The organism is Flavobacterium xizangense (genome assembly GCF_054075145.1).
On sequence record NZ_JBSIPG010000014.1, the window covers coordinates 87327 to 112952 of the forward strand.

Annotated in this window: 16 protein-coding genes; all 16 read left to right on the plus strand. The window is 33.9% G+C overall.

From position 1 onward, the window contains the following. Positions 1-203: 203 nt before the first annotated feature. The 16 genes from ACWA1B_RS20925 to ACWA1B_RS21000 all read left to right on the plus strand — a co-directional run bounded on the left by ACWA1B_RS20925 (position 204) and on the right by ACWA1B_RS21000 (position 25267). A complete protein-coding gene (locus ACWA1B_RS20925; RefSeq protein ID WP_456910334.1) occupies positions 204-1334 on the plus strand; it encodes a glycoside hydrolase family 10 protein in 1131 nt (376 codons plus the stop codon). Between the two features lie 49 nt (positions 1335-1383). Next, positions 1384-2802, plus strand: a complete 1419-nt coding sequence (locus ACWA1B_RS20930; RefSeq protein WP_456910336.1) for a DUF5009 domain-containing protein — start codon at positions 1384-1386, stop codon at positions 2800-2802. A 31-nt stretch (positions 2803-2833) separates the two neighbouring features. Further along, positions 2834-4627: an FAD-dependent oxidoreductase gene (locus ACWA1B_RS20935; RefSeq protein WP_456910338.1), complete on the plus strand. Its 1794-nt coding sequence runs from the start codon at positions 2834-2836 to the stop codon at positions 4625-4627. A gap of 21 nt (positions 4628-4648) precedes the next feature. Beyond that, positions 4649-5308: a GDSL-type esterase/lipase family protein gene (locus ACWA1B_RS20940; protein WP_456910340.1), complete on the plus strand. Its 660-nt coding sequence runs from the start codon at positions 4649-4651 to the stop codon at positions 5306-5308. A 34-nt stretch (positions 5309-5342) separates the two neighbouring features. Beyond that, positions 5343-6545 (plus strand): n-acyl-d-glucosamine 2-epimerase, encoded by a 1203-nt coding sequence (locus ACWA1B_RS20945; protein ID WP_456910342.1) that lies wholly within the window; start codon positions 5343-5345, stop codon positions 6543-6545. A 34-nt stretch (positions 6546-6579) separates the two neighbouring features. After that, positions 6580-9600, plus strand: coding sequence for a SusC/RagA family TonB-linked outer membrane protein (locus ACWA1B_RS20950; RefSeq protein ID WP_456910344.1), 3021 nt, complete (start codon positions 6580-6582; stop codon positions 9598-9600). 4 nt (positions 9601-9604) lie between these two features. Next, complete coding sequence (locus ACWA1B_RS20955) at positions 9605-11449, plus strand: RagB/SusD family nutrient uptake outer membrane protein (protein ID WP_456910346.1); 1845 nt, start codon at positions 9605-9607, stop codon at positions 11447-11449. Positions 11450-11517: 68 nt separating this feature from the next. Continuing rightward, entirely contained in the window at positions 11518-13344 is a 1827-nt protein-coding gene (locus tag ACWA1B_RS20960; protein WP_456910348.1) for a hypothetical protein, read from the plus strand. Positions 13345-13400: 56 nt separating this feature from the next. Next, positions 13401-14531 (plus strand): glycoside hydrolase family 10 protein, encoded by a 1131-nt coding sequence (locus ACWA1B_RS20965; protein ID WP_456910350.1) that lies wholly within the window; start codon positions 13401-13403, stop codon positions 14529-14531. A gap of 207 nt (positions 14532-14738) precedes the next feature. Continuing rightward, a complete protein-coding gene (locus ACWA1B_RS20970) occupies positions 14739-15839 on the plus strand; it encodes a hypothetical protein (RefSeq protein ID WP_456910352.1) in 1101 nt (366 codons plus the stop codon). 1 nt (position 15840) lies between these two features. Continuing rightward, positions 15841-18087 (plus strand): GH92 family glycosyl hydrolase, encoded by a 2247-nt coding sequence (locus ACWA1B_RS20975; RefSeq protein ID WP_456910354.1) that lies wholly within the window; start codon positions 15841-15843, stop codon positions 18085-18087. A gap of 101 nt (positions 18088-18188) precedes the next feature. Then, complete coding sequence (locus ACWA1B_RS20980; RefSeq protein ID WP_456910356.1) at positions 18189-20510, plus strand: glycoside hydrolase family 20 protein; 2322 nt, start codon at positions 18189-18191, stop codon at positions 20508-20510. A 16-nt stretch (positions 20511-20526) separates the two neighbouring features. Then, positions 20527-21408, plus strand: coding sequence for a hypothetical protein (locus tag ACWA1B_RS20985; RefSeq protein ID WP_456910358.1), 882 nt, complete (start codon positions 20527-20529; stop codon positions 21406-21408). A gap of 33 nt (positions 21409-21441) precedes the next feature. After that, a complete protein-coding gene (locus ACWA1B_RS20990; RefSeq protein WP_456910360.1) occupies positions 21442-22539 on the plus strand; it encodes a DUF4434 domain-containing protein in 1098 nt (365 codons plus the stop codon). 31 nt (positions 22540-22570) lie between these two features. Continuing rightward, positions 22571-23956, plus strand: coding sequence for a sugar porter family MFS transporter (locus tag ACWA1B_RS20995; protein WP_456910362.1), 1386 nt, complete (start codon positions 22571-22573; stop codon positions 23954-23956). 45 nt (positions 23957-24001) lie between these two features. Next, on the plus strand, positions 24002-25267 hold the full coding sequence (locus tag ACWA1B_RS21000; protein ID WP_456910364.1) for an MFS transporter: 1266 nt from the start codon (positions 24002-24004) through the stop codon (positions 25265-25267). Positions 25268-25626: the final 359 nt, after the last annotated feature.

Here is a 25626-nt window from a genome sequence, read left to right on the forward strand (position 1 = left end):
TTTCAGATTAAACCTTCGATCTTTGTTTGAAATTTTAAGCAAAGATTATTTCTGCATGTCATAATTTAATACTTATTTTCCCTCTTAAAAGTGGTTTTTAAATGTCATTTTTTATTAATTGACTTTTTATTATTAAAAATATTTAATAATTGAATTGTAATTAATAAAATTTTATATATTTGTTTTTTATAAACCAAAAACAAATGATAAAATTTACCAAACTATTAACCATTTCAATCGTTGTATTTTCAGTTTTATCTTGCACCGGGCAAAAAACTGTCAAAGAAAATAATACAACTTATCCTTCGTATATAAAAGGAGTTTGGGTTACTAATGTAGCTTCAGATGCTCTTGCCTCAAATGATAAAATAAAAGAAACTGTTCAAATCTGTAAAAAATCAGGAATCACAGATATTTATGTTGTAGTATGGAATCGCGGAAGAACTTTATATCCAAGTAAGATCATGAAAGATTTATTTGGAGTTTCAATAATGGAGCGTTTTGGACAAAGAGATCCTTTGCAGGAAATGATTGAAGCAAGCCATAAAGAAAATATTCGAGTTCACGCTTGGTTTGAATTTGGTTTTGCTTCTTCTTATGGAGAAAATGGAGGAGAGATTCTGAAAAAATTTCCAAATTGGAAAGCTATAGATAATCATGGAAATTTAGTTTCAAAAAATGGTTTTGAATGGATGAATGCAATGGATCCGGAAGTTCAAAATTTTGTAAAATCACTAGTTCTTGAAGTTGTTGCAAATTATAATGTAGATGGTATACAAGGAGATGACCGTTTGCCAGCAATGCCATCATTAGGGGGGTATGATCCTTATACTGTTGCATTATATAAAAAAGAAAATAATGGACAACTTCCTCCAAATGACTATAAAGATCCAGCTTGGCTTACTTGGAGAGCGGATAAATTAACTGTTTTTTTAGGTCAATTATATAAGGAAGTAAAAGCAATCAAACCTAAAATGATTGTAAGCATGGCGCCAAGCATACATCCATGGGCAAAAGAAGAATATCTTCAGGACTGGCCAACTTGGTTAGATAAAGGATATTGCGATTATGTGGTTCCTCAGATTTACAGAAAAAATATCGAAAGTTACACCAGTACATTAGAAGCTCAGGTTTCGTTTTTGAAAGGAGATCAAAAGAAGAAATTTTTCTCAGGAGTTTTACTTCAAGTTAGCGGAGTTAATCCTTCACCAGAATTTTTGAAAGAAATGATTGAAGCTAATCGTAAAGCAGGTGTTAAAGGAGAATCATTCTTTTTTTATGAAGGATTAAAAGCTTTTCCGGATTATTTCACAAAAGAATATATCAAGAAGTAAATTAAGAAAGATTTAAATTTTTATAAATGATTTGATGCCCATTTTAATCATGAAAAAAAGAGCTTTATCAATTGATGCCTTACGAGGATTTGCGATTATCGCAATGATTTTGTCTGGTCAAATAATTTTAACGCATTTGCCAGCGTGGATGGCTCATGCGCAAGTACCGCCAAATTCTTCATTTGACCCATCGATTTATGGAATAACTTGGGTTGATTTAGTTTTTCCTTTTTTCTTATTTACAATGGGAGCTTCTTTTCCTTTCTCTTTAGGAAACAAATTAGAAAATGGTGAAAATAAATGGAAATTATGCTTACAGTCCTTTTTTAGAGCAGTGCAATTGGTTTTTTTTGCCATCTTTTTCCAACACATGAAACCATTTGTGATCGAAAGTCCGGTGACAATTACTTCCTGTCTGATTTCTATAAGCGCCTTTGCATTGATGTTTTTTATGTTTGCAGAAAATATAGTTCCAGAAAGCACTAAAATCACCTACAAGTCGATCAATTTTTCTCCGATTAAACTAATTGCCTTTGCTCTCGGTTTTGGATTAATGTACAATCTTAGTTATCAAGGAAAAAATAGTACTTTTTTTGATGTTTATTTTAGTGATATTATCATTATTGTTTTGGCAAATATGGCTTTTTTTGCAAGTGTAATTTACATTTTTACCTTTAAAAAGCCTTACCACAGATTGTTGGTTTTACCATTTGTTATGGCTACATTTCTTTCTTCCGCAAATTTAGGATGGGTAAAAAATGTATATGATTATACACCAATTCCTTGGGCTTATACTTTTTATTACTTAAAATACTTATTTATTGTAATTCCAGGAAGTATAGCTGGAGAGTATATAAGTCCATGGATTAATTCGGATAATGGTGATGCTTCAAATGATTTAAAAAAACGGTCTTATTTATTAGCGCTTAGTTGTTTTGCATTGATAGTCAGTAATGTCTTTTTGCTTTTTACCCGTCAGCTAGAACTGAATTTTTTAATAACTGCCGCACTACTCATCCTAATTCATTTTGTTATAAAAAAAAGCAATACCTGTTTTGGTGTTCTTTGGAAAAAACTTTTTTCTATCGGAGCGTATTGTTTATTGCTTGGATTGTTTTTGGAAGCTTATCAGGGCGGTATCCGTAAAGATGATTCTACTTACAGTTACTATTTTGTGACTTCAGGCTTGGCTTTTTTTGCAATGATTTTATTATCCGTTTTGTGTGATTATTTTAAATATATAAAATCAACGAAAATTTTGGTAATGACAGGCCAGAATCCAATGTTGGCATATGCAACAACAGCTTTATTAACAACACCAGTTTTGACGCTGTTTTCGATCACAGATTATTTTGATGTTTTTAATCAAAGTGCTTTTTGGGGCATAATGAGAGGTGTTTTATTTACTCTTTTAGCCATTTCAGTAACCCTGTTTTTTTCAAAAATAAAATGTTTTTGGAGAACTTAATTATAGCCATAATTACGATAATTTAAATAGTATGAAAATAAATATTCTTGCATTTCTTTTATTTTTTGCAGCTCATTCACAAAATGTAACTAAAAAAAATATTGACGTTTTAGTAATAGGAGGAACCACCAGTGGGACATCTGCAGGTATTTCGTCTGCCCGACTAGGCGCACAAACGCTTATTGTAGAAGAGTCTCCTTGGATAGGTGGTATGTTCACTTCTCAGGGTGTAGGGGCATGCGACGGAAATCATAATCTTGATTCAGGAATTTGGTACGAGTTTAGAGATGCCTTAAGAACGCATTACGGAGGTGCATCAGCGTTAGAAACGGGATGGGTAAGCAATACTTTGTTTGAACCTTCTGTTGGAAATATGATTTTTAATAAAATTGCTTCAAAGGAAAAGAAATTAGAAATCATTCATGGTTTTTATGTCGTAACTATTAAAAAATCAGGAAATAAAGTTATTGGGGCTACTTTTAAAAATGATAAAAATGATGTACTAGAGGTTACCGCAAAAGTTACAATTGATGCGACTGACATTGGCGAAAGTCTGAAAATAGCCGGAGCAGCTTACAGATTAGGTATGGATTCTAAGACTGAAACGAAAGAAGCAAATGCTCCTTTAAAGGCGAATAATGTTGTTCAGGATTTGACTTGGGTTGCAATATTAAAAGACTACGGAGCTGGTACTGACAAGACAATAGTAAAACCAGAAAACTACGATGCAAATCATTTTAAAGGTTCGTGTGCGGAAACTGTCGATAATAAGCAAATTGATTGTGACAAAATGTTGGGTTACGGAAAATTGCCAAACAATAAATACATGATCAATTGGCCTAAAAAAGGAAATGATGTTTACTTGAACGTTATTGAAATGTCTAGAGAAGATCGCAATAAAGAGTTGCTAAAAGCAAGAAATTACACTTTGCAATTTGTTTATTACATTCAAAAAGAGCTGGGATATAAAAATTTAGGTTTGGCTGACGATGAATTTACAACATCAGATTTACTGGCTTATGCACCCTATCATAGAGAAGGCCGAAGATTAAAAGGAGTTTCTTTTTTAACCTATAATCATGTTGCAGAACCTTACAATCAGAAAGAAGCTTTATATAAAACTGGAATTTCTGTTGGCGATTATCCTGTAGATCATCATCATAATCAAAATCCGGATGCCCCACATGTAGGTTTTCCGCCTGTGCCGTCTTATAATATTCCTTTGGGTGCATTGATTCCTGAAAAAGTGGATGGTTTTATTGTTTCAGATAAAGCGATTTCAGTTTCAAATCTTATTAACGGAGCAACTCGTTTACAGCCAGTTGTACTTTTAACTGGTCAAGCAGCAGGAACTCTTGCAGCGCTTGCAGTAAATAAAAATCAGGAAGTCCGCGATGTTTCTGTGAGAAGTGTACAGCAGTCTTTATTAGATCAAAAAGCTTACATCATGCCAATTTTTGATGTAAAACCAACAGATGAAGCTTTTCAAACAATACAAAAAATTTCAGCTACCGGAATTTTAAAAACGAAAGGAGAAAGCTATCAATGGGCAAACAGAACATGGTTTTATCCAGAGGCGACAATCACCATTCAGGAATTTACAGAAGGATTAAATCAATTTGATAAAAAGAATAAAATTATTAAAAATCAAGATAAACTGACTGAAGAAAAAGCAGTTGAGATTTTAATAAAAGCAGGAGGAACTTTTAAAAACAAAGAAAATTATTCATCTAAAATAATTACTAAAAAAGAGCTGGCAATTCTTATAGATGAAAGTTTGCATCCATTCTCCAAAGAGATTGATTTTTCAGGTAAAAGCAAATAATAATAGGTAGAATTTTTAAGCATGATTAAATTAATTAGTATTTATTTCTCTACGCTTTTCTGTGGCTTATTTGCACAGGAAGTGAAGCAAAATTTTCATAACTATTTCTATGATCAAAGACGCTCTTTCTTTGAATCAATGCCCGCTGGCAAAAACGAAATCATTTTGTTGGGCGATAGTATTACAAATTGCGCCAACTGGGATGAAATATTTTCTGGAAAAAATGTCAAAAACAGAGGGATTTCTGGCGACATAACTTTGGGAGTATTGGATCGAATGGATGAAGTTGTAAATAGACATCCAAAAAAAGTATTCATATTAATAGGAATCAATGATATAGCATTGAATTTAAATAAGGAGATAATAATAAGCAACTATCAAAAAATTATCTCAAAAATTAAAAATGATAGTCCTGCAACGTTGATTTATATTCAAAGTATTTTACCCACAAATGATGAATTCACTACGTTCAAAAACCATCAGGGAAAAATGGATGTGATAAAAGAAGTGAATTTGGACCTAGAGAATCTAGCGAAACAAAACAAAATATTCTTTCTGAATATTTTTCCGGAATTTTTGGATGATCAGGGAAAATTGAGCAAAGAATTTACAAATGATGGTTTGCATCTTTTAGGAAATGGATATCTGCGATGGGCCTCTATTCTAAAAAAATACATTTAATAAAATATAAACTTAAACTTAACACATACGATTAATGTTAGAAACAAAAAATATAGAAAGTCCAAAACATCTTCAAGATGTTGATTTGACAGCATATGCCAAACTCTATGAAAAAGAATTATTAGAGCAAATAATTCCTTTTTGGGATAAAAATTCTATTGATAGTGAATTTGGTGGTTATTTTACTTGTTTAGATCGACAAGGAAAAGTTTATGATACTGATAAATTTATCTGGCTTCAGGGCAGACAGGTTTGGACTTATGCAATGCTTTACAATAATGTTGAAAAAAAGCAGGAGTGGCTGGATACATCACTTCATGGTGCCGATTTCCTAATAAAAAATGGACGTGATAAAGAAGGAAACTGGTATTTTTCTCTGAATCAAAAAGGAGAACCACTAGTTGAGCCATACAATATTTTTTCAGATTGCTTTGCAGCAATGGCTTTTGGCGAGCTTTATAAAGCAACCAATAATCCCGAGCATAAAGAAATTGCTGTTAAAACGTACCATAATATTTTGGCGAGACAAAATAATCCTAAAGGCAAATGGAACAAAATTCATGCTGGGACAAGAGAGTTAAAGAGCTTCTCACTTCCTATGATTTTATGTAACCTTTCTTTGTTATTAGAAGAAGTAATAGGTAAAGAAGTTGTTGACCAAATGGTACCGCCATTGATTGAGGATATTATGACGAATTTCTTAAATAAGGAGCATGGTATTATCATGGAAAACGTGTATACAACGGGAGAATTTAGTGACAGTTTTGAAGGAAGAGTTGTAAATCCTGGGCACGGAAATGAGTCAATGTGGTTTCTGATGGATATTGCCGTTCGTTACAATAAACAGGATTTGATTAAGCAGTGTGAAGAAATTTTAACTCGTACAACAGAGTTTGGCTGGGATAAGGAGTTTGGAGGTATTTATTATTTCCTTGACATTCAAGGGCATCCGACCCAGGAATTACAATGGAATCAAAAGCTTTGGTGGGTGCATATTGAAACGATGATTTCTTTTGCTAAAGCCTATAAATTGACTGGAAACGAAAAATCAAAAGAATGGTTTTTAAAACTTCATGATTATACTTGGAATCATTTTAGAGATGCTGAATTTCAAGGTGAATGGTTTGGCTATCTTACTAGAGAAGGTAAGCCATTGCTAGAAGCAAAAGGCGGTAAATGGAAAGGGTGTTTCCATGTCCCGCGAGGATTATACGAATTATGGAAAACACTTAAATAAACTAATTAACTAACCAATCTAAATAATTTTAACTATGAAAAAAATGATATTTTTTTTACTGTTTTGTTTGTCATCGGTAGCAATACAGGCACAATCAAAACAATTAAAAGGATCAGTTGTTGACCCAGACGGTATGCCATTAATTGGAGCCAATATTGTCGTGGAAGGATCGAGAGAAGGAACTTCCACAGATTTTGACGGAAATTTTCAAATCACTGTTCCTTCTGGCAAAAATGCGATCATTGTGAGCTATATGGGGCACAAAGACATTACTGTTGATATAACAGGAAAAACAACCGTAAAAGTAAAAATGCAGTCAATTGCAAATCAAATGCAGGAAGTTGTAGTTGTTGGTTACGGTACTCAGAAAAAAGAAACCGTAACAGGGGCTCTCGGAATTGTAAAAGGTGCTGATCTTAATAAAAGAGCAGTTGCTTCTTTATCTACAGCCTTACAGGGAACAATTGCAGGTGTAACGGTGCAGCAAACTTCTGGAGAACCTGGATCGGATGGTTCTAATATTCGAATTAGAGGTATTGGTTCTGTAAACTCAAATACTTACCCATTAGTTCTGGTAGATGGTATCGAAATGGATATCAATCAAGTGGATATGAATACTGTTGAGTCTGTTTCTGTATTAAAAGATGCTGCTTCAGCTTCTATTTATGGTTCAAGAGCTTCAAATGGTGTTATTCTGATTACCACGAAAAGAGGTAAAGAAGGAAAAATGAAAGTACTTCTTGATTCATACACTACAATTCAGACACCTACTAATATGCCGAAAGTTGTAAAAGCGGCAGATTATCTTCAAGCTGAACTTAATTCTTTTGACAATGCTGGGATTACTATTCCTGCAGATCAAAGAGCAGCAAGAGAACAAATGATTGCAGATCAAAGAGCTTACAAACCAGACAACTGGAACAGATATGATACAGATTGGAAAGAGGCTACTTTAAAAAACAGTGCCTTAATGACAAACAATAATGTTACTTTATCTGGTGGCGCTAAGGATATAAAATATTTTGGAGCCTTAACATCTCTTAACCAAGGTGGTTTAATTGATAACAACAATTATAAACGTATCAATGTTAGATTAAATACTGATGCTAATATTAATAGCTGGTTAAAATTAAATAATGAAATTTCATATAGAACTTCAACTCAAGTAACTCCTGGAATTTCTTCACCAAAAGGCATTATTAATAAGGCTTTATACATGTTGCCAACGCTTTCGGCTGTTAAAGAATTAGATGGTAATTGGGGATATGGAAAAAATGGCGATAATCCAGTAGCTAATGCCGAAGCTTCCGGACAAAATACAGTATCAAGACCAGAAATATTATTGAATGCAACTTTGATTGCAACACCAGTAAAAGACTTAGAAATTCTAGGTCAGTACAGCTACAGAAAAACAGAGGCGAGAGCAACGTATATAACTACGCCATATTTAACTTCTTTAAAAGGTGTTGTACAAGGTTATTATCCAGCTAGAGATGGAGTAACAGAATTATATTCAGAGAATTTCAGAAACTATTTCAGAGCTCAGGCTTCTTATGGTAAAAAATTTGGTGAGCACGAAACTAAGTTAATGGTTGGTACACAAAGCGAAAATAACGAAGCAAGAGATTTTAGCGCAAGTAAAAATGGTTTTGATCTTGAAAGATATTATTTAGTAAATGGAGACGGAGCAACTGCATCGGCTACTGGCGGTGCATCAGAATGGGCAATGTCATCTTTCTACGGAAGATTTAACTACAATTATGATAGTAAATATTTATTCGAGTTTAGCGGACGTTATGATGGTTCTTCTCGTTTTGTAGAAGGCAAAAAATGGGGATTCTTTCCTTCTTTTTCAGCAGGATGGATTGTGAGTAAAGAAAAATTCATGGAGTCTATTTTGGATTATGTTAGTGATTTAAAATTAAGAGCGTCTGTAGGAACTTTAGGAAATCAGGATATCGGAAACTATCCTTATGCATCAACAATTCAGCCAGGATATAGCTACTGGATCGATAAGCAATTAGCACAAGGTGTTGCACAAACAACATTATCAAATCCAAATATTACTTGGGAAAAATCAAGACAAACTAACTTTGGATTGGATGCTACTTTCTTCAAAAGAAAACTTTCTGCAACATTCGATTATTATATAAAAGATATTTATGATATGCTTATGGTTTATCCTGTGCCATATTATGTAGGTCTTAACGCTACATACAGCAATGCAGGAGATATGCAAAATAAAGGTTGGGAAACTACTATTTCATATAAAAGTAATATTGGAGAGTTCAATTACGGAATTACTGCAACTCTTAGTAACAACGAAAATGAAATTACAAAACTTTACGGGCCAAACTCAGACAGATCTGTTACTGTAGGATATCCAAATGGAGGAATTTGGGGTTACAAAACTGATGGATATTATGTTGATGCAGCTGACGTTGCTAATTCGCCAAAATTGTCAAGTGCAGCTAAACCTGGATACGTAAAATATTTAAAAATGGACCCAAGTGGTTTGAATCCTAATCAAATTACAGAAAATGATAAAGTGTATTTAGGGGATCCTTTTCCACATTACGAGTATAGTGTGAACTTGACTGCAAGCTACAAAAATTTTGATTTTACTTGCTTCTTTCAAGGAGTGGGCGAAAGAAAGGTATTAATGAGCGGTATCGGAGTACGACCATTTTTTAACGGATCTAACTTATTTACACATCAATTAGATTCCTGGACTCCGGATAATCAGGACGCTGAATATCCTATTTTAGTTCCGGAAGCTAACTCTGCAGATAACTTTGTTACTTCTGATAAATGGGTGAAAAATGGTGCTTATTTAAGATTAAAAAATATTGTGATTGGATATAGCTTGCCAAAATCATTTTTGACTAAGACAAAAATTGATAATGTTCGTTTTTATGTAAGTGGACAAAATTTATGGACATTAAGTCACTTCTATTCTGGATATGACCCTGAGGTGAATTACGGAGGAAATCTGGGAGGTGAATTCTATCCAATTATGCAGACTATAACATTTGGTGCTAATTTAAAATTTTAACAAAATGAACTTAATCAAAAAAACAATATTAGGATTAGCCCTTGTTATAGGGTTTGGATCTTGCGATGATTATATTGACAAAGAACCTTTAAGTGATTATTTGTCATCTAACTTTTACAACAATGAAGCGGCTATAAAACAAGGTGCGAGTGGTGCTTACCAAAGTTTGTACATGGAGTCAAGCCAGTTACCTTTTTTTACATTGTACGATATGTATACGCCTATGGGCATCGAACGTGCAGATAATAATGCTATTGGTATAAATAATGTGGCTCTTGAAAACAATTTTATTGTTGAAGCACAGTGGGCAAACTTTTATAAAGGAGTTGCAAGAAGCAACACTGTTTTAGAAGGTGCACAGCCTTATGTTAATGAGTTAAGCGATAAAGCAAAACAATATCTTGCAGAAATCAAAGTGATAAGAGCGACTCACTACCATTATTTGACAGCATTATATGGAGATGTACCATTTTTTACTAAATCAGTTACTCCTGAAGAGCAAAAAGCAATTGCAAGAACACCCTGGACAGAAATCGTTGATTATTTATTGAACGATTTAGAAGAGGCCAGCACACAATTGCCATGGCAAGCGAGCGAATTTGGAAGAATTGATAAATCATATGCATTAGGTTTAAAAGCAAGAATGGCATTGTATGCTGGTTCTTGGTGCAAAGAAGGTTTTGGCGAAAAAGGTGTAAAAAACCCTGCAAAAGCAGCGGTTTACTTTGATATTGCAGCTCAAACGGCAAGACGTATAATGTTAGAATCGGGCAGAGCATTAGATCCAAATTTTGATGATTTATTTACGAGAGCTGGACAACTTACTGGTGCTGCAAAAAAAGAAAATATTTTTGCACTTGCTTATTCAGATCAATCGTCAAAAAAGACACATTATCAATCTTTTGGAGAAATGGCGAGAACTGTTGGCGGACAATCAGGAAGATTCCCAACGCAATTATTAGTAGATACTTATGAAATGGCTAATGGAAAAAGAATCGATGAAGTTGGTTCTGGATATGATCCTAAAAACCCATTTGCAAATAGAGACCCTCGTTTAAAACTTTCAATCTATACGCACAAAGACCGTATTATTTCAAACAATGGCGGTGTAAAGTTGAATATAGTAATGGATTTATACAAACCAACAACTTTATCATTTGATGCAGCGGGTAATTCAACATCTATTACTAATCTTGATTATACAGGATCTGTAGCACAATACGGTTATATCCAGAGTGGAGTGGGGTACTTATGGAGAAAATACAATTATTTTAATGATGAGATCGTTTCTGAAGCATCTTATAATATTTTAATGATGCGTTACGCTGAAATCTTATTAATCTATGCTGAAGCAAAAATAGAGTTAAACCAAATTGATGCTACCGTTACGGGTGCTATTAATGAAGTAAGAAACAGAGTAAATATGCCAAGTACAACTTTGGCAGATCCTGCGAAATTAAGACAATTGGTTCGTAGAGAGCGTAAAGTTGAGCTTGCGAGAGAAGCTGGTTTACACTTTTTTGACATGAGACGTTGGAGAACCGGAGCTTTAGAAAATGCTGAAAAAACTTACGGATTCCCAATTGCGACTGGCGTAAATGCTGCAACAAATACTTATCCTGATGGATATTCTCAAGTAACTCCTGATATGGTGCCAACTTATGGAGCTACCGGATCTGATAGAGATTTGAATGATTTAGCATTGTATGCTGCATTTGGAGCAAAACTTCGTCAAAGAGATGCTGACAGACCTAACAACTGGAAAGACAAATTCTATTTATGGCCAATACCGCAAGTTGAAAGAAACAAAGCGCCATGGTTGAGCCAAAACGATGGTTACGGTCAATAAATTCCTGAGTAGAATTAAACTAAAAAGATAAAATTTTGTGTTGTTTCACTTAATTAAAATATAAACAAATGAAGAAAATATTTTATTTACTCATAAGTCTGGTACTATTATTCTCTTGTGATGATAGTTACACTGACAATCGTGCTTATCAGTCAGCCAAAATTGTAGCTGTCAAATTAAACAATGTTTTGTATAACATTCAGCCAAACGATAAGAACGAGGCGAAAGTAGTTTTGCCTGCAGGTGTTAATTTGAAAGATGTTAAAACGGAAATTCTTGTTTCAAACGGAACTGTAATAAGTCCGGCGAATAATACAAATATGAATCTGACCAAACCAGTCGATGTTCAAATTTCTGGTGAAGACGGACAAAGCAGTACATGGAAATTAATTGTTCAGTCACCACCAAGTCTTACCGGATTAACAGTAGTGGGTATGACGATTCCAAAAGACAAAATATTTTTTGGAAAAACATCTATAATCGTTCAGGTTCCGGTAGGAACTGACATTACTAATTTGGCTGTTTCTTATGAATTTGCTAATGGTACATTAAACAATTTTGTTAATGGTACTTCAAAAAATTACACATTCAATTTACCAGCTACACCTCCTTTCAAATTAGAAGTTTTAGGAGCTGACGGAACTACAATTTACAAATATGATGTAGTATTTACTTCAGAAGCTGTAGGACCGGCAAAAATCAATAGTATGGTGATCAATGGAGATTTAACTTCAGAAATCATTGTCGTAGATGCTGCAAAAAATATTATTCAGCCTGTTGTACCTTATTTAACAAATTTCTCAGCTGCAACAGTAGTAATAAACGCTTCTTTTGGAAATACGATTGACCCTGCTTTTACAGGAACAAATGTAAATACGTTAGCTGGCTTTAAAGTTAAAGTGACTGGTACTGATGGAATTGAAAGAGAATTTACTGTAAAAAATCCTTTGATAAAATCAACTCCAATTCTTGAAAAATCACATGCTCAATTTGGTTTTGCTGCAAATGCAGGTTCATCAGCAGGATTTAGCGGAAACAATATTGTTATCGCTACAAATGCTATGCTTGCGGGTCAAACAGCGGCTTTAGGAATCAATGCTTATGATTTATCTGGAAATTATTTAAATGGACTTTCTAAAACCGGTACAAACTTCGACGGTGGTGCTGTTACAGGAATTCGTAAACTGGCTACTGATGATAACGGAAAAATATTAGGTGTTCAATTAGGAGCTGGAGCCGGAGCAGCGACAACATTGTCAATTATTAAATGGAACTCTATTACAGATGCTGCACCAACAAATTACATTACCTATTCTCAAAATAGTTTAGGTTTAGCATTTGCGCCTCGTAGTGCTGGTATCAATATTAGCGGATCTTTAGACGGAAATGCGACTATTACAGTACCTCTTGCACAAAAGAATAATGTGTTGGTTTGGAAAGTAACTAATGGAGTATTAAATCCTACTCCTGTTCAGCAATCATTCCCGTATACTGGTACAGGATTCTATTTTAGTGTTCAGCCAGATGACACAGGTTATATAGGTGCGTCTACAGGAACAAGTTACAGCGGTGTAAACATATTAGGAAGTTCTTTCTCTGAAAGCTTTAAAACAACTTCCGGTATCGTAACAACAGATTGTAAAACAATAACATATCAAAACCGCAAGTATATCGCTTATGTAGCATTTATTGGAGGAAAACACGTTTTTAGATTATTAGATTACACAACAGCAAGCGTTTATGCTCTTGAAAATCCAATTTTAGAAATAACTGGAGACGCTGTTTCAAATGCCAATAATACTGTAGATGCAGACTTCGCAGTAATAAATGGTAAACTGCATGTATTGTATTACGGAACAAATGATCGTTTAGCGGTTTATAAACTAGAGAAATAAATAAAATGGGAGATTTTGCTCGCTTTGCAAAATCTCCCGTTTAAAAATTAAATAAAATGAAAAAATTTTTAATCTTATCAATTGCGGCCTTATTTTTTGCCTGTGCAAGTGAAGAACCGCCAACGGTTTTGCCAAACAAACCTGTACAAACTACGAAAGGAATAAAAGGTGTTTGGGTAACCAACGTGGCTTCATCTGCATTGAGTTCTTTAAATATGATTAAAGAAACTGTTCAAACCTGTAAAAAATCGAACATTACAGATATTTATGTAGTAGTTTGGAATAAAGGAAGAACACTTTACCCGAGTGAAATCATGAACAAGGAATTCGGTATTTCAATTATGGAAGGCTATGAAGGAAGAGATCCTTTATTAGAAATGATTACCGAAGCGCATAAAGAAAAAATAAAAGTACATGCCTGGTTTGAATATGGATTTGCAGCTTCAAACAATCAGCAAGGTGGCGTAATCCTTAAAAAATATCCGCAATGGGCCGCAAAAAACGCTAATAAAAACCTACTGGTTTCGTCTAGTGGTTTTGAATGGATGAACGGAATTAATCCTGATGTTCAGAATTTTATAAAATCACTCGTTTTGGAAGTGGTAAAAAAATACGATGTAGACGGAATTCAGGGAGATGACAGATTACCTGCGATGCCAATTGCCGGAGGGTATGATGATTATACAGTTCAACTTTATAAAACTGAAAAAGGTGTTACTCCTCCGACGAATGAAAAAGATGCAACATGGACTGACTGGAGAACGAATAAACTGACTGAATTTTTAGGTGATTTATATAAAGCGGTAAAAGCAGCAAAACCAAATGTAATAGTTTCAATGGCTCCAAGTGTACATCCTTGGGCTAAGGAAAATTATCTGCAGGACTGGCCAACATGGCTGGATAAAAAATACTGCGATTATGTAATTCCGCAATTGTATCGTTATGATTTGGCTTCTTATACTCAGACATTGAAATCTCAAATTTCGTATGTAAAAAATAGCGCAGACCGATCTAAATTGTATGCAGGTGTACTTTTGCAATCAGGAACCTACAATACATCGAATCAATATTTAGAGCAAATAATTAATGAGAACAGAAATAATTATGTGAGCGGAGAAATTTTCTTCTTTTTTGAAGGATTAAAATACAACTCAGAGTATTTCACAACAAAGTATGGTTCAAAATAAAAATAAAAAAAACGACTATCGGGCGAAGAAAAAATTTGCCCGATGGAAGTTTTTCTTTAATCGATTAGAATTAATTATTGAAAAAGTTACCTAATGCGCATAAAAATATTTTTACCGGTTCTACTTCTGACAGTTTGCAATATTTTTTCGCAAGAGGTTTCATCTTCTTTTGCGTCTAAAAAAAGCCGGGAAAATTTAATAATAAAATTGAAGGATTCTATCATTAAAACGGAAGCTGATAAATTCCTAAATAATCAAAAAATTAATTGGAACGGTTATGCTTGGGCTACAACCTTAATTATAGATAATTCTTTGCAAAATTATACCGTTCTTAAAAAAGCATTAAGCGACTATAAGCAATTCTCTAAAGCTGAATTGCAAAAAGTATTCGAATCGGTTTTTGCCTGTTTTCCAAATGATTTTGTTAATGAAGTAATTGTAATCGCAGAAAATGAATCTGAAAGTGAAAAAGTTTTTGCAAGTGCCGTTAACTATTTATCCCGAAACAATAAAGACATTAGATATTTATTAAAAACAAAATTCAAAAATAACGACAATCCCATTTTAAAAGCTTTAAGAAATCAGTTTTTAACAAGTTACAAACCGATTTCTTTTAAAGAATTAAAACAGTTAATTGAATTTAATTTTGATAAAAAAAGCAAAGTCTTATATTCCATTCAGCATCAAAATAGAGATAAAATTGGTAAAGTTTTTATTCAGAATAAAAATGGCCAAATTGTCAGAAAGGAAGGCAAAATTATACTAATCGATCAATTGGCCAGAAGCGCAACAAATCTTCCGATGTATATTACCAACGGAAATACACCAATTGGACTTTATCGCATACATAATTTAGCAATCTCTGACAATTTATTCATTGGACCAACAAAAAGTTTCGCTGCTTATTTGCCCTTTGAATGTTCGGCAGATTTATTTTTTAGTGATGAAACAAAAGATTTTACCTTAAGCCATTACCTTTCTTTTTTTTCAAAAGAAATGCAGAAAAACCTCAGTTTGCAACAATCTTACTGGGCTGGAAAAGCCGGAAGGTCAGAAATTTATTTTCATGGTACTACCATTGATCAAAATTTATATATTGGCAAAGAATTTTACGGACAAACACCTTCTCTGGGATGCCTGTGCACAAGTGAAGTATGGGATAATGATGGGAAACTAATCAGTAGTGATCAACAAAAATTAGTTGATACATGGATGCAGTCTGGAGATGAAAAAGGTTTTGCGTATGTTTTAGAACTTAAAGAATCAGACTGGAAAATGTTTGAAAAAAATATAAATACAATATTTTAAAATGAAAAAAATTGTCCTGCTATTATCAATTACTTTTTTTTGTTTTGCGCCATCAAAAGTAATAAGTCAAAAAAATAAAAACCTGACTCAGTACATTAATCCATTTATTGGAACAGGTGGTCACGGCCATACTTTTCCTGGCGCAGTGTTGCCTTTTGGAATGGTTCAGTTGAGTCCAGACACAAGAACGCAAGGATGGGATGCCTGTGGTGGATACTATACAGATGATAACAGTATTCTCGGATTTTCGCATCGTCATTTAAGCGGAACTGGAATGACAGATTTTGCCGATGTTTTATTTACGCCTTTTTCAGGAAAATTAAAAATGGAGGATAATAATATTCAAGAGTATTATCCATTGAATTTTTCTCATAAAAATGAAAATGCATCAGCAGGTTTCTATAGTGTTCTTTTTGATAACGGAATTAAAGCTTCTTTGACAGCCGCAACAAGAGCTGGTTTTCATCAATATGAATTTCCGTCTATTGATTCGGGGATTATTATAGACCTTCATCATAATTTAAACAATCAAAAAGTACTTGAATCTTCGATTGAAATTGTGAGTAATACTGAAATTAGAGGAATGCGTTTAACGGAAGGCTGGTCTAAGAGAGATTACGTTTATTTTTATGCCAAATTCGACAAGCCATTTACTTTTCAATTATACAAAAATAATAAAGCAATTGATGGCAAACAATTGAAAGATGAAAATGTAAAAGCAGTACTTCATTTTGAAAATCCCAAAACAGTAAAGGTAAAAGTTGGAATTTCGCCTGTTGATGATAAAGGAGCATTTCAAAATTTAAACGCCGAAATCGCAGACTGGAATTTTGAAAAAGTAAAAAAAGAAGCTAAAAACGCTTGGGAAAAACAACTAGAGAAAATAAAAATTGAAGGAGGTTCCCAAGACGAAAAAGTAATTTTTTACACCAGTTTATACCATGCCTTCATTCATCCGTCTACTTATTCTGATATAGATAAAAGATACCGTGGTCAGGACCTTAAAATTCACACTTTAGAATCAGGAACTTATTATACGGTGTTTTCACTTTGGGATACTTACAGAGCACAAATGCCATTGGTAGATTTAGTTTTTCCTTCAAAAACAAATGAATTTATTAATTCACTTTTACTAAAATACCAACAAGGCGGATTATTGCCAATGTGGGATCTTGCCGCAAATTATACCGGTACAATGATTGGCGCACATGCGACATCCTTAATTGTAGATGCTTATACCAAAAATATAAGAGGTTATGACACACAATTGGCGTACAAAGCCATGATGCGATCAGTTCCTTATGATACAACCGGAATCAAAGTAAATCATCCTGCCATTTGGGAATGGCTGATGACAAAAGGAAAAAAATACAATCAGGAAATGGGTTTTATCCCTGCCGATAAAGATGTGATTTTTGCTACGTCGAGAGGTTTAGAATATGCATATAACGATTGGGCATTGGCTCAGGTGGCGAAAGACATGGGAAAAACGGAAGACTACAATTATCTTTCAGAAAGAGGCTTGAGATACAAAAAATATTTTGACAAAGAAACCGGTTTCATGAGAGCTTTAGACAGTAATGGAAAGTTTATTGGGCCTTTTAATCCCTCGTTTTCAGATCACATGAATAGTCCCTATTGCGAAGGAAATGCCTGGCAGTGGACATGGTTTGTACCTCAGGATGTTCCTGGATTAATTGACCTGATGGGCGGAAAACAAGCTTTTGAGAAAAATTTAGATGCCCTTTTTAATACTTCTGCTAAAGTGGAAGGTTCAGAGGCATCGGCTGATATTTCAGGTTTAATCGGTCAATATGCACACGGAAATGAACCTAGTCATCATATCATTTATTTCTATAATTTTTTAAACAAAGGATACAAAACACAAGAACTTGCTGATAAAATCATGCGCGAACAATATCGAAATGCTCCTGATGGTTTGAGCGGAAATGAAGATTGTGGGCAAATGTCGGCTTGGTATATTTTAAATGCGCTTGGTTTTTATCAAGTTGCTCCCGGAAATCCAACTTATACATTATCAAGACCTCTTTTTGATAAAGCGACTATTGAACTTGAGAATGGTAAAAAGCTAATTATCAAAACAATAAATAATAGACCAACAAATAAATACATCGAATCAGTTTCTTTAAATGGAAAAAAACTGAATTCGCTTTTCTTCAGTCATAATGAAATTGCTTATGGAGGGGAATTAGTTTTTAAAATGACGGATAAAATCAGTAAAAAATAGCTTTGACATGAAGACCTAACAGGTTTTTAAAACCCGTTAGGCCTCTATTAAGCTCAAAAAACAAATAGGATTATTTTAAAAAAAACAAGTAAAATCAAATCATGAAAAAACATATCATTTGCTTAGTCTTTTTGTTTTTAGGTTTGTCTGTTTTTGGGCAAAACGCAAAAAATGATTTTTATAGAACAATTCCGTTAGCACAAAACATCAATTTAGTTTCAGGAAAACCATTTATACTTTCGTCAAAAACAAAGATTTATTGTCCAAAAAGCAATGCCGACTTAAATCAAATCGCAGTTTTTCTTTCAGAATATATTGAAATAGCAAAAGGAATAAAAGTTCAGGTTATAAACTCACCAGTAAAAGAAAATGTTATTGTTTTAGAGAATAATCTAAAACATGATAATTCGGAAGCTTATACTTTCAATGTAGATCAAAATAAAATCATTATAAGTGGAGCATCGGCTGGAGGAACTTTTTATGGTGCACAATTGCTGAGAAAAGTGCTGCTGGAAAATGAAACAAAATCACAAATCGAATTTCCGGCTGTAGAAATTACAGATTACCCAAGATTTGCTTACCGCGGTATGCATTTAGATGTTGCCCGTCATTTCGCATCAGTCGAATTTGTAAAAAAGTATATTGATTTATTGGTTCTTCACAATATCAATACCTTTCATTGGCACTTAACTGACGACCAGGGATGGCGAGTAGAAATTAAAAAATACCCAAAATTAACTCAAGTAGGAGCAGTAAGAACTGAAACACAAGTAGGAAAACAGGCCGGAGTTTATGATGGAAAACCACATGGAGGTTTTTATACTCAAGAACAAATTAAAGAAGTTGTAGCCTATGCCAAGAAGCGCTTTATAAGGATTATTCCTGAAATTGATTTGCCTGGACATATGGTTGCTGCCTTGGCTTCTTATCCAGAACTTGGCTGTGTTGGAGAGGGGTATGAAGTGTACAAGAAATGGGGAGTTTCAGATGATGTTCTTTGTCTTGGAAATGAAAAGACGTTTGCTTTTTTAGAAGGAGTTTTTAGTGAATTAATACCGCTTTTTCCTTCAAAATATTTTCATATTGGAGGAGATGAATGTCCTAAAAAAAGATGGGAAAAATGTCCTAAATGCCAAGCCAAAATTGCAACATTAGATTTGCAAAAAGACAGTTATCACAGTGCAGAAGAAAAGTTGCAGAGCTACTGTATGTCAAGAATAGAAAAATTTTTGAATGCAAAAGGAAAACAGGTAATAGGTTGGGACGAAATACTCGAAGGCGGAATTGCTCCAAATGCAACAATAATGTCTTGGAGGAGTTCTCAGGCGGGAATAGAAGCTGTTAAACAAGGACATAAAGCTATTATGACACCAAGCTCGCATGTGTACTTTGACCATTACCAAAGTACAGATGCTGTTACAGAGCCATTAGCGATTGGCGGTTTTACAAATATAGAACGTGTCTATTCTTTTGAACCAGTTCCGGAAGAATTGACAGAAAATGAAAGAAAACTTGTTATAGGTGCACAGGCAAATCTTTGGAGAGAATATATCGCTACCGATGAACAGACAGAATATATGGTTTTGCCAAGGCTTGCTGCTTTAAGCGAAGTGGTATGGACAAATGCTGATAAAAAGAATTATGATGATTTCTTGAAACGATTATCTAGTTTTTTGACTATTTATAATAAGCTGCATTACAATTATGCGAAACACATTCTAGAGGTTTCTTCAGAATATAAAGTAGATACAGAAAATGGTCAATTGATTTTAAACTTAAAAACGTCAAGTAAATCTCCAATTTATTATACTCTAGATGGTTTAGAACCAACATTGAAAAGTGAGAAATATAAAGAAAGCATAATTATCAGAGGTTCTTTGACGGTAAAAGCGGCAGTTATTTCAGAAAATTATAAAAGTAAAATTTTTACCAAAAAGTTTGATTTTAACAAAGCAACTTCAAAACCAATTGTGTTAAAAAATGAACCTGTTGACCGTTATCGTTTTAATGGGGGAAAAACATTGGTTGATGGAAGAACAGGTACAACTGCATTTAGTACTGGAGACTGGATAGCCCTTTACAAAGATGATTTTGAAGCTACTATAGATTTGAGATCGGTACAACAAATAACAGAGGTCAGCTTAAATACATTTACCTCTCCAAATGACTGGATTTTTGGTCCGAGACAATTTCAAGTTTTTATCTCAAAAGACGGAATAAATTTTACACAAGTTCATAGCGAAGATTTAAAAATTGCCCAAAAAGAGGATGGTCCAAAAATTATAACTCTAAAAGCTGTTTTTGCTGCACAAGATGCAAGATTTGTAAAAATCAACGCTCCAATTTTTGAGAAAATTCCAGAATGGCATTATTCTGCTGGACAACCTACATTTTTATTTGTAGACGAAATTAGAATTAACTAACATTAATTAACTAACCATGAAAAACAGTTGTTTAATTCAATTATTTGTACTTTCATGCATGATTTTTCTTGCTGGTTGTTCAGAAAGTAATTCACAATCAAAACCCGCTATTAAACTAAGCATAGAAGAACAAATCAAAACCAAATTTGAAAAAGAAATACTGCCTTTAGCTTCAAGTCCTTGTTTTTCAGGAGCTTATTATAGAAAAGCATATTCAAGTAAAGATTTTTGGCTGGGAATAGGAGGAATAGTAACACTGCCGGTTTTAACTTACGACCCTTCTAGAACAAATCCAAATAAACCTGGAGCCTATTTAGATAATGCCTCAGTATATTTAGGAGGAAATTCTGATGAACAGGAAACAGATATAGGCTTAACTTGGGAAGTCATTCGCGAAGCAGATGGTTCTGTTAGTCAAGAACACAAAGCGTTTCGTCCGTTTCTGCGCCGAACAGGTTATAAATCTGGTCAGACCGCACTTTACATGAATGCGCCTGCCGAAGCCAAATATTATTGGTATCCAGGAGAAACAGTTACTATCAGTATTCAGTTGATAGAATCTAAAAAATTGAAATTTATTGTTGAAGGTGCTGGGAAAAAATACGAACAAATTTTTGATGTTGATGGTTACGATGCAACATTTATGGCACAATACAAACGGGTAAATGCAATCGATCAGGTAGCAAATGAAGGAAAGCCAGTTCAACCGACAACAGCAAAAGTGACAGGTGCAAAATGGTCTGAAACCTTTTTGTTTCGTTCTGTAAATGGTACTATCGAAAAAGCACCAATGCATACGAAACGCTTTACAGATATGCAATGTCCTGCTAAAAGTTACTTTAATTTAAGTTCTTTTGGTGAAAGCGGAGAATCAATTGATATTTTTGGTTCGAGATAAAAAAATAACTACTAAGCTATAAAAAAATAAAAAATGAAAACCAGAAGAGATTTTTTGAGCCAATTAGGATTAGGAGCAGCATCTGCAGTGAGTATTCCGTTATTGAGCTCTTTTGAGAGTGATTCGTCTATAAAAGATGTTGAAAGACCAGAGATAATTACAGAAGATCGTCCAGAATTATTAGTTCCAAAAGGGAATGCACTAAAAATTACAGGAACTTTTTTAGACGAAATCTCGCATGATATTCCGCATCAAAATTGGGGTGAAAAAGAATGGGATCAGGACTTTGCCCACATGAAAGCTATCGGAATTGATACCGTAATTATGATTCGTTCCGGATACCGAAAATTTATTACCTATAACTCAGATTATTTAATAAAAAAAGGATGCTATAAACCAGGTGTCGATTTGTTAGATATGTATTTGAGACTAGCAGATAAACATAAAATGAAGTTTTATTTCGGATTGTATGATTCTGGGGTTTATTGGGATACCGGAGATATGACGGTAGAAATAGAATCGAATAAATTTGTAATCGAAGAAGTTTGGAAAAAATACGGACACTATAAAAGCTTTGCCGGATGGTATTTAAGTGGAGAAATAAGCCGAAAAACAAAAGGCGCTATAGAATCTTTCAGAACTTTAGGACAATTATGTAAAGATGTTTCGGGAGGTTTACCAACTTTCATGTCACCTTGGATTGACGGAAAAAAAGCGGTTATGGCTGCTTCTGGAACACTTTCTAAAGCTGATGCCGTTTCGGTTCAGGAGCATGAAAAAGAATGGGGCGAAATTTTTGACGGAATCAAAGGAGCTGTTGATGCGTGTGCCTTTCAGGACGGACATATTGATTATGACGAATTAGATGCTTTCTTCTCAGTAAATAAAAAATTAGGTGATAAATACGGTTTAGAATGCTGGACAAATGCTGAAACTTTTGACAGAGACATGCCAATCAAATTTTTCCCAATCAAATTTGAAAAACTACGCCTTAAACTGGAAGCTGCAAAAAGAGCTGGTTTTCAAAAAGGAATTACATTTGAATTTTCGCATTTTATGAGTCCGCAGTCGGCTTATTTGCAAGCGGGGCATTTGTATGACAGATATAAAGAGTATTTTGATATCAAATAAAAAACCATTTTAACTAATTAACCAAAAACTAATGAATCAAAAAGAAAATATTAAATATGTAATTTTTCTATCGGTAATCGGCGCAATAGGAGGATTTCTTTTCGGATATGATGTTGCCGTCATATCTGGTACTATTGAGCAGGTATCCAAACAGTTTGCTTTAGATAATATAGCAACAGGCTGGTATGTGGGCTGTGCATTAATTGGCTCTATAGTTGGAGTCGCTTTTGCAGGTAAAATTTCAGATATTTTAGGACGCAAATGGACGATGCTTTTAGCAGCGACACTTTTTACTATTTCTGCTTTGGGATGTATGTTTGTGACAAGTTTTGAAATCTTAATTTGGTGCAGAATTCTCGGCGGTATGGGAATTGGAGTAGCTTCAATTGTGTCTCCGTTATACATTTCAGAAGTTTCGCCAGCCCGTTTTAGAGGAACTTTAGTAACACTTTATCAATTAGCAATTACCATCGGAATTGTTGCTTCGTACTTTGCTAATGCACAAGTTTTGCAATGGGCTAATACAGGTCATTTTGATTCACAATGGATGAAATTTATCTTTCAGGATGAACATTGGAGAGGTATGTTAGGATTGTGTGCCGTTCCCTCTTTTCTTTTCTTTGTCATAATCTTTTTTATTCCTGAAAGTCCAAGATGGCAGATCTCTAAAAACAATATCGCTTCTGCAGAAAAAACATTAACGCAGTTATTTGGCGAAAGCGAAGCTCTAATTCAGGTTGAAAATATCAAAACATCTTTATCCAATAAAGAAAAATCAGATTGGAGGATTTTATTCCAAAAAGGTTATCGAACGGCTTTGTTCATAGGAATGAGCTTGGCAATTTTAGGACAATTCATGGGAGTAAACGTAATTTTCTATTACGGCCCAATTATATTTAAAGAAGCAGGAATGGCTTCACAAGGCTCTCTCGATTTTCAGATTGTGATTGGCGTTGTGAATGTAGTATCTACCATATTAGGAATGTATCTTGTGGATAAAATCGGTAGAAAACAATTGGTTTACATTGGTGTTACCGGAATGTTTGTGATGCTAATTGCAATTGGCTTCTATTTTTCTCTAGCACTAAATAATCCTACTATTCTATTGTATTTAATAATTGGATATATCTTCTTTTGCGCTATTTCAATATGTGTTGTTATCTGGGTTCTTATTTCAGAAATGTATCCTGTAAAAGTTCGTGGACTGGCAATGTCTATGGCTGGTTTCTCACTTTGGATAGGTTCGTATTTAATAGGCCAGTTAACTCCGGTTCTTTTAGAATCTCTAAGTCCTGCTATCTCTTTTTGGATTTTTGCAGTAATGTGTATTCCATATCTTTTAATTACTTATTTTTTCGTTCCGGAAACAACAGGAAAATCTCTGGAAGAAATTGAAGATATCTGGATTGCACATTAAGGATTCTTTTAAACTTGCTATCAACCAAACCACAATAATTATTTTATGAAACTTTTTTCAGCAGTAAAATCAACAGACTCAAAATCAATCTTAAATGCAGCGGTTATCGTAGCTGCATTAGGTTATTTTGTAGACATATATGACTTATTATTATTCGGAATTGTCCGAACCGACAGTTTAAAAGATTTAGGAATAACCGGCGATGCCATTCGGGACCAGGGCGAATATTTGATCAGTATGCAAATGTTCGGAATGCTCTTTGGGGGTATTTTATGGGGAATTCTAGGCGATAAAAAAGGAAGAATTTCTGTTTTATTTGGCTCGATTTTAATTTATTCTGTCGCCAATATTGCAAACGGAATGGTAACCACTGTTGACGGATATGCTTTTTGGAGATTAATTGCCGGAATAGGTCTGGCTGGAGAACTTGGAGCCGGAATTACATTAGTTGCCGAATCTTTGCCAAAAGAAAAAAGAGGATACGGAACTATGATTGTGGCTTCTGTAGGTGTTTCCGGAGCTGTTGCAGCCTATTTAGTTTACGAAATTTTTCAGGATTGGCGTTTGTGTTATTATGCTGGAGGAATTTTAGGAATCTTATTATTGTTTTTAAGAATTAGTATTACCGAATCTGGAATATTTAAAAAAGTACAAGAAAATAATACAGAGAAAAAAGGCGATTTTTTGTCTTTATTTACCAATAAAAAAAGGTTTTTAAAATACATAAATTGTATTCTGATCGGAATGCCGCTTTGGTTTTTGGTTGGGGTTTTAATTACATTTTCACCTGAATTCGCAAAAGCATTAGGAATACAACAAGCTGACACAATCGAAGCCGGAAAAGCCATTGCATTTTGTTATTCTGGTTTGGTTTTAGGAGATATTGCAAGTGGTTTACTGAGTCAGTGGTTGAAAAGCAGAAAAAAAGTGATGTATTGGTTTTTAGCATTCAATCTTGTGATGGTTTTTGTTTATCTAAATACATCTAATATCTCAACAAGTCTTTTCTATTTTTTATGTTTATTGATGGGGGTTTCGGTTGGATATTGGGTATTATTTGTAACTATTGCTGCAGAACAGTTCGGAACCAATATTCGTGCAACAGTAACAACGACAGCGCCCAATTTTGTTCGTGGATCACTTCCGTTAATAATTTTGGCTTACTCTTATATTAGAGATTCTGTTTTTACTGGAAATATTCTAAAAGCGGGTATGCTGGTAGGTGCAGTTTTATCACTTATTTCATTGTTCGCTCTTTCAAGATTGAAAGAAACCTTTTTTACCGATCTTGATTATTCAGAAAAAGCATAGCATTTTACAGTTCATATAGAGCTGTAATTGAAATATTTAATGGTACAGTAAAACTGAAAAATACAGTACCATTTTTTAATTTTATATTTATTAAAATATTTTAATAATAAATATAAAATTAATAAAATATTTTTATATTTGCTTTAAATACTTCTTTTTTGAGAACTCTTTTTTTTGATTTGAAATAATAATCTGATTCAAAAAAGAGAAGCAAAAGAGACTAACTTTTTAATAAAATTCAGATGAAAAACATCTTAAATATCACTTACAAAAGTCCAGGACAATTTGAGGAGACAAGATTCGAGAAAATTCACAACGAAATTTTCAAAAATTCTGCCGAAGCATCTGTAATTGTAGCG

Bases quoted from the DNA above. Each gene is read 5' to 3' on its own strand.
- ACWA1B_RS20985 (WP_456910358.1), top strand. From the start codon at position 20,527: ATGAAAAACAGTTGTTTAATTCAATTATTTGTACTTTCATGCATGATT.
- ACWA1B_RS20995 (WP_456910362.1), top strand. From the start codon at position 22,571: ATGAATCAAAAAGAAAATATTAAATATGTAATTTTTCTATCGGTAATC.
- ACWA1B_RS20975 (WP_456910354.1), top strand. From the start codon at position 15,841: ATGAAAAAAATTGTCCTGCTATTATCAATTACTTTTTTTTGTTTTGCG.
- ACWA1B_RS20935 (WP_456910338.1), top strand. From the start codon at position 2,834: ATGAAAATAAATATTCTTGCATTTCTTTTATTTTTTGCAGCTCATTCA.
- ACWA1B_RS20990 (WP_456910360.1), top strand. From the start codon at position 21,442: ATGAAAACCAGAAGAGATTTTTTGAGCCAATTAGGATTAGGAGCAGCA.
- ACWA1B_RS20925 (WP_456910334.1), top strand. From the start codon at position 204: ATGATAAAATTTACCAAACTATTAACCATTTCAATCGTTGTATTTTCA.
- ACWA1B_RS20965 (WP_456910350.1), top strand. From the start codon at position 13,401: ATGAAAAAATTTTTAATCTTATCAATTGCGGCCTTATTTTTTGCCTGT.
- ACWA1B_RS20955 (WP_456910346.1), top strand. From the start codon at position 9,605: ATGAACTTAATCAAAAAAACAATATTAGGATTAGCCCTTGTTATAGGG.
- ACWA1B_RS20940 (WP_456910340.1), top strand. From the start codon at position 4,649: ATGATTAAATTAATTAGTATTTATTTCTCTACGCTTTTCTGTGGCTTA.
- ACWA1B_RS20960 (WP_456910348.1), top strand. From the start codon at position 11,518: ATGAAGAAAATATTTTATTTACTCATAAGTCTGGTACTATTATTCTCT.
- ACWA1B_RS20930 (WP_456910336.1), top strand. From the start codon at position 1,384: ATGAAAAAAAGAGCTTTATCAATTGATGCCTTACGAGGATTTGCGATT.
- ACWA1B_RS21000 (WP_456910364.1), top strand. From the start codon at position 24,002: ATGAAACTTTTTTCAGCAGTAAAATCAACAGACTCAAAATCAATCTTA.
- ACWA1B_RS20980 (WP_456910356.1), top strand. From the start codon at position 18,189: ATGAAAAAACATATCATTTGCTTAGTCTTTTTGTTTTTAGGTTTGTCT.
- ACWA1B_RS20950 (WP_456910344.1), top strand. From the start codon at position 6,580: ATGAAAAAAATGATATTTTTTTTACTGTTTTGTTTGTCATCGGTAGCA.
- ACWA1B_RS20945 (WP_456910342.1), top strand. From the start codon at position 5,343: ATGTTAGAAACAAAAAATATAGAAAGTCCAAAACATCTTCAAGATGTT.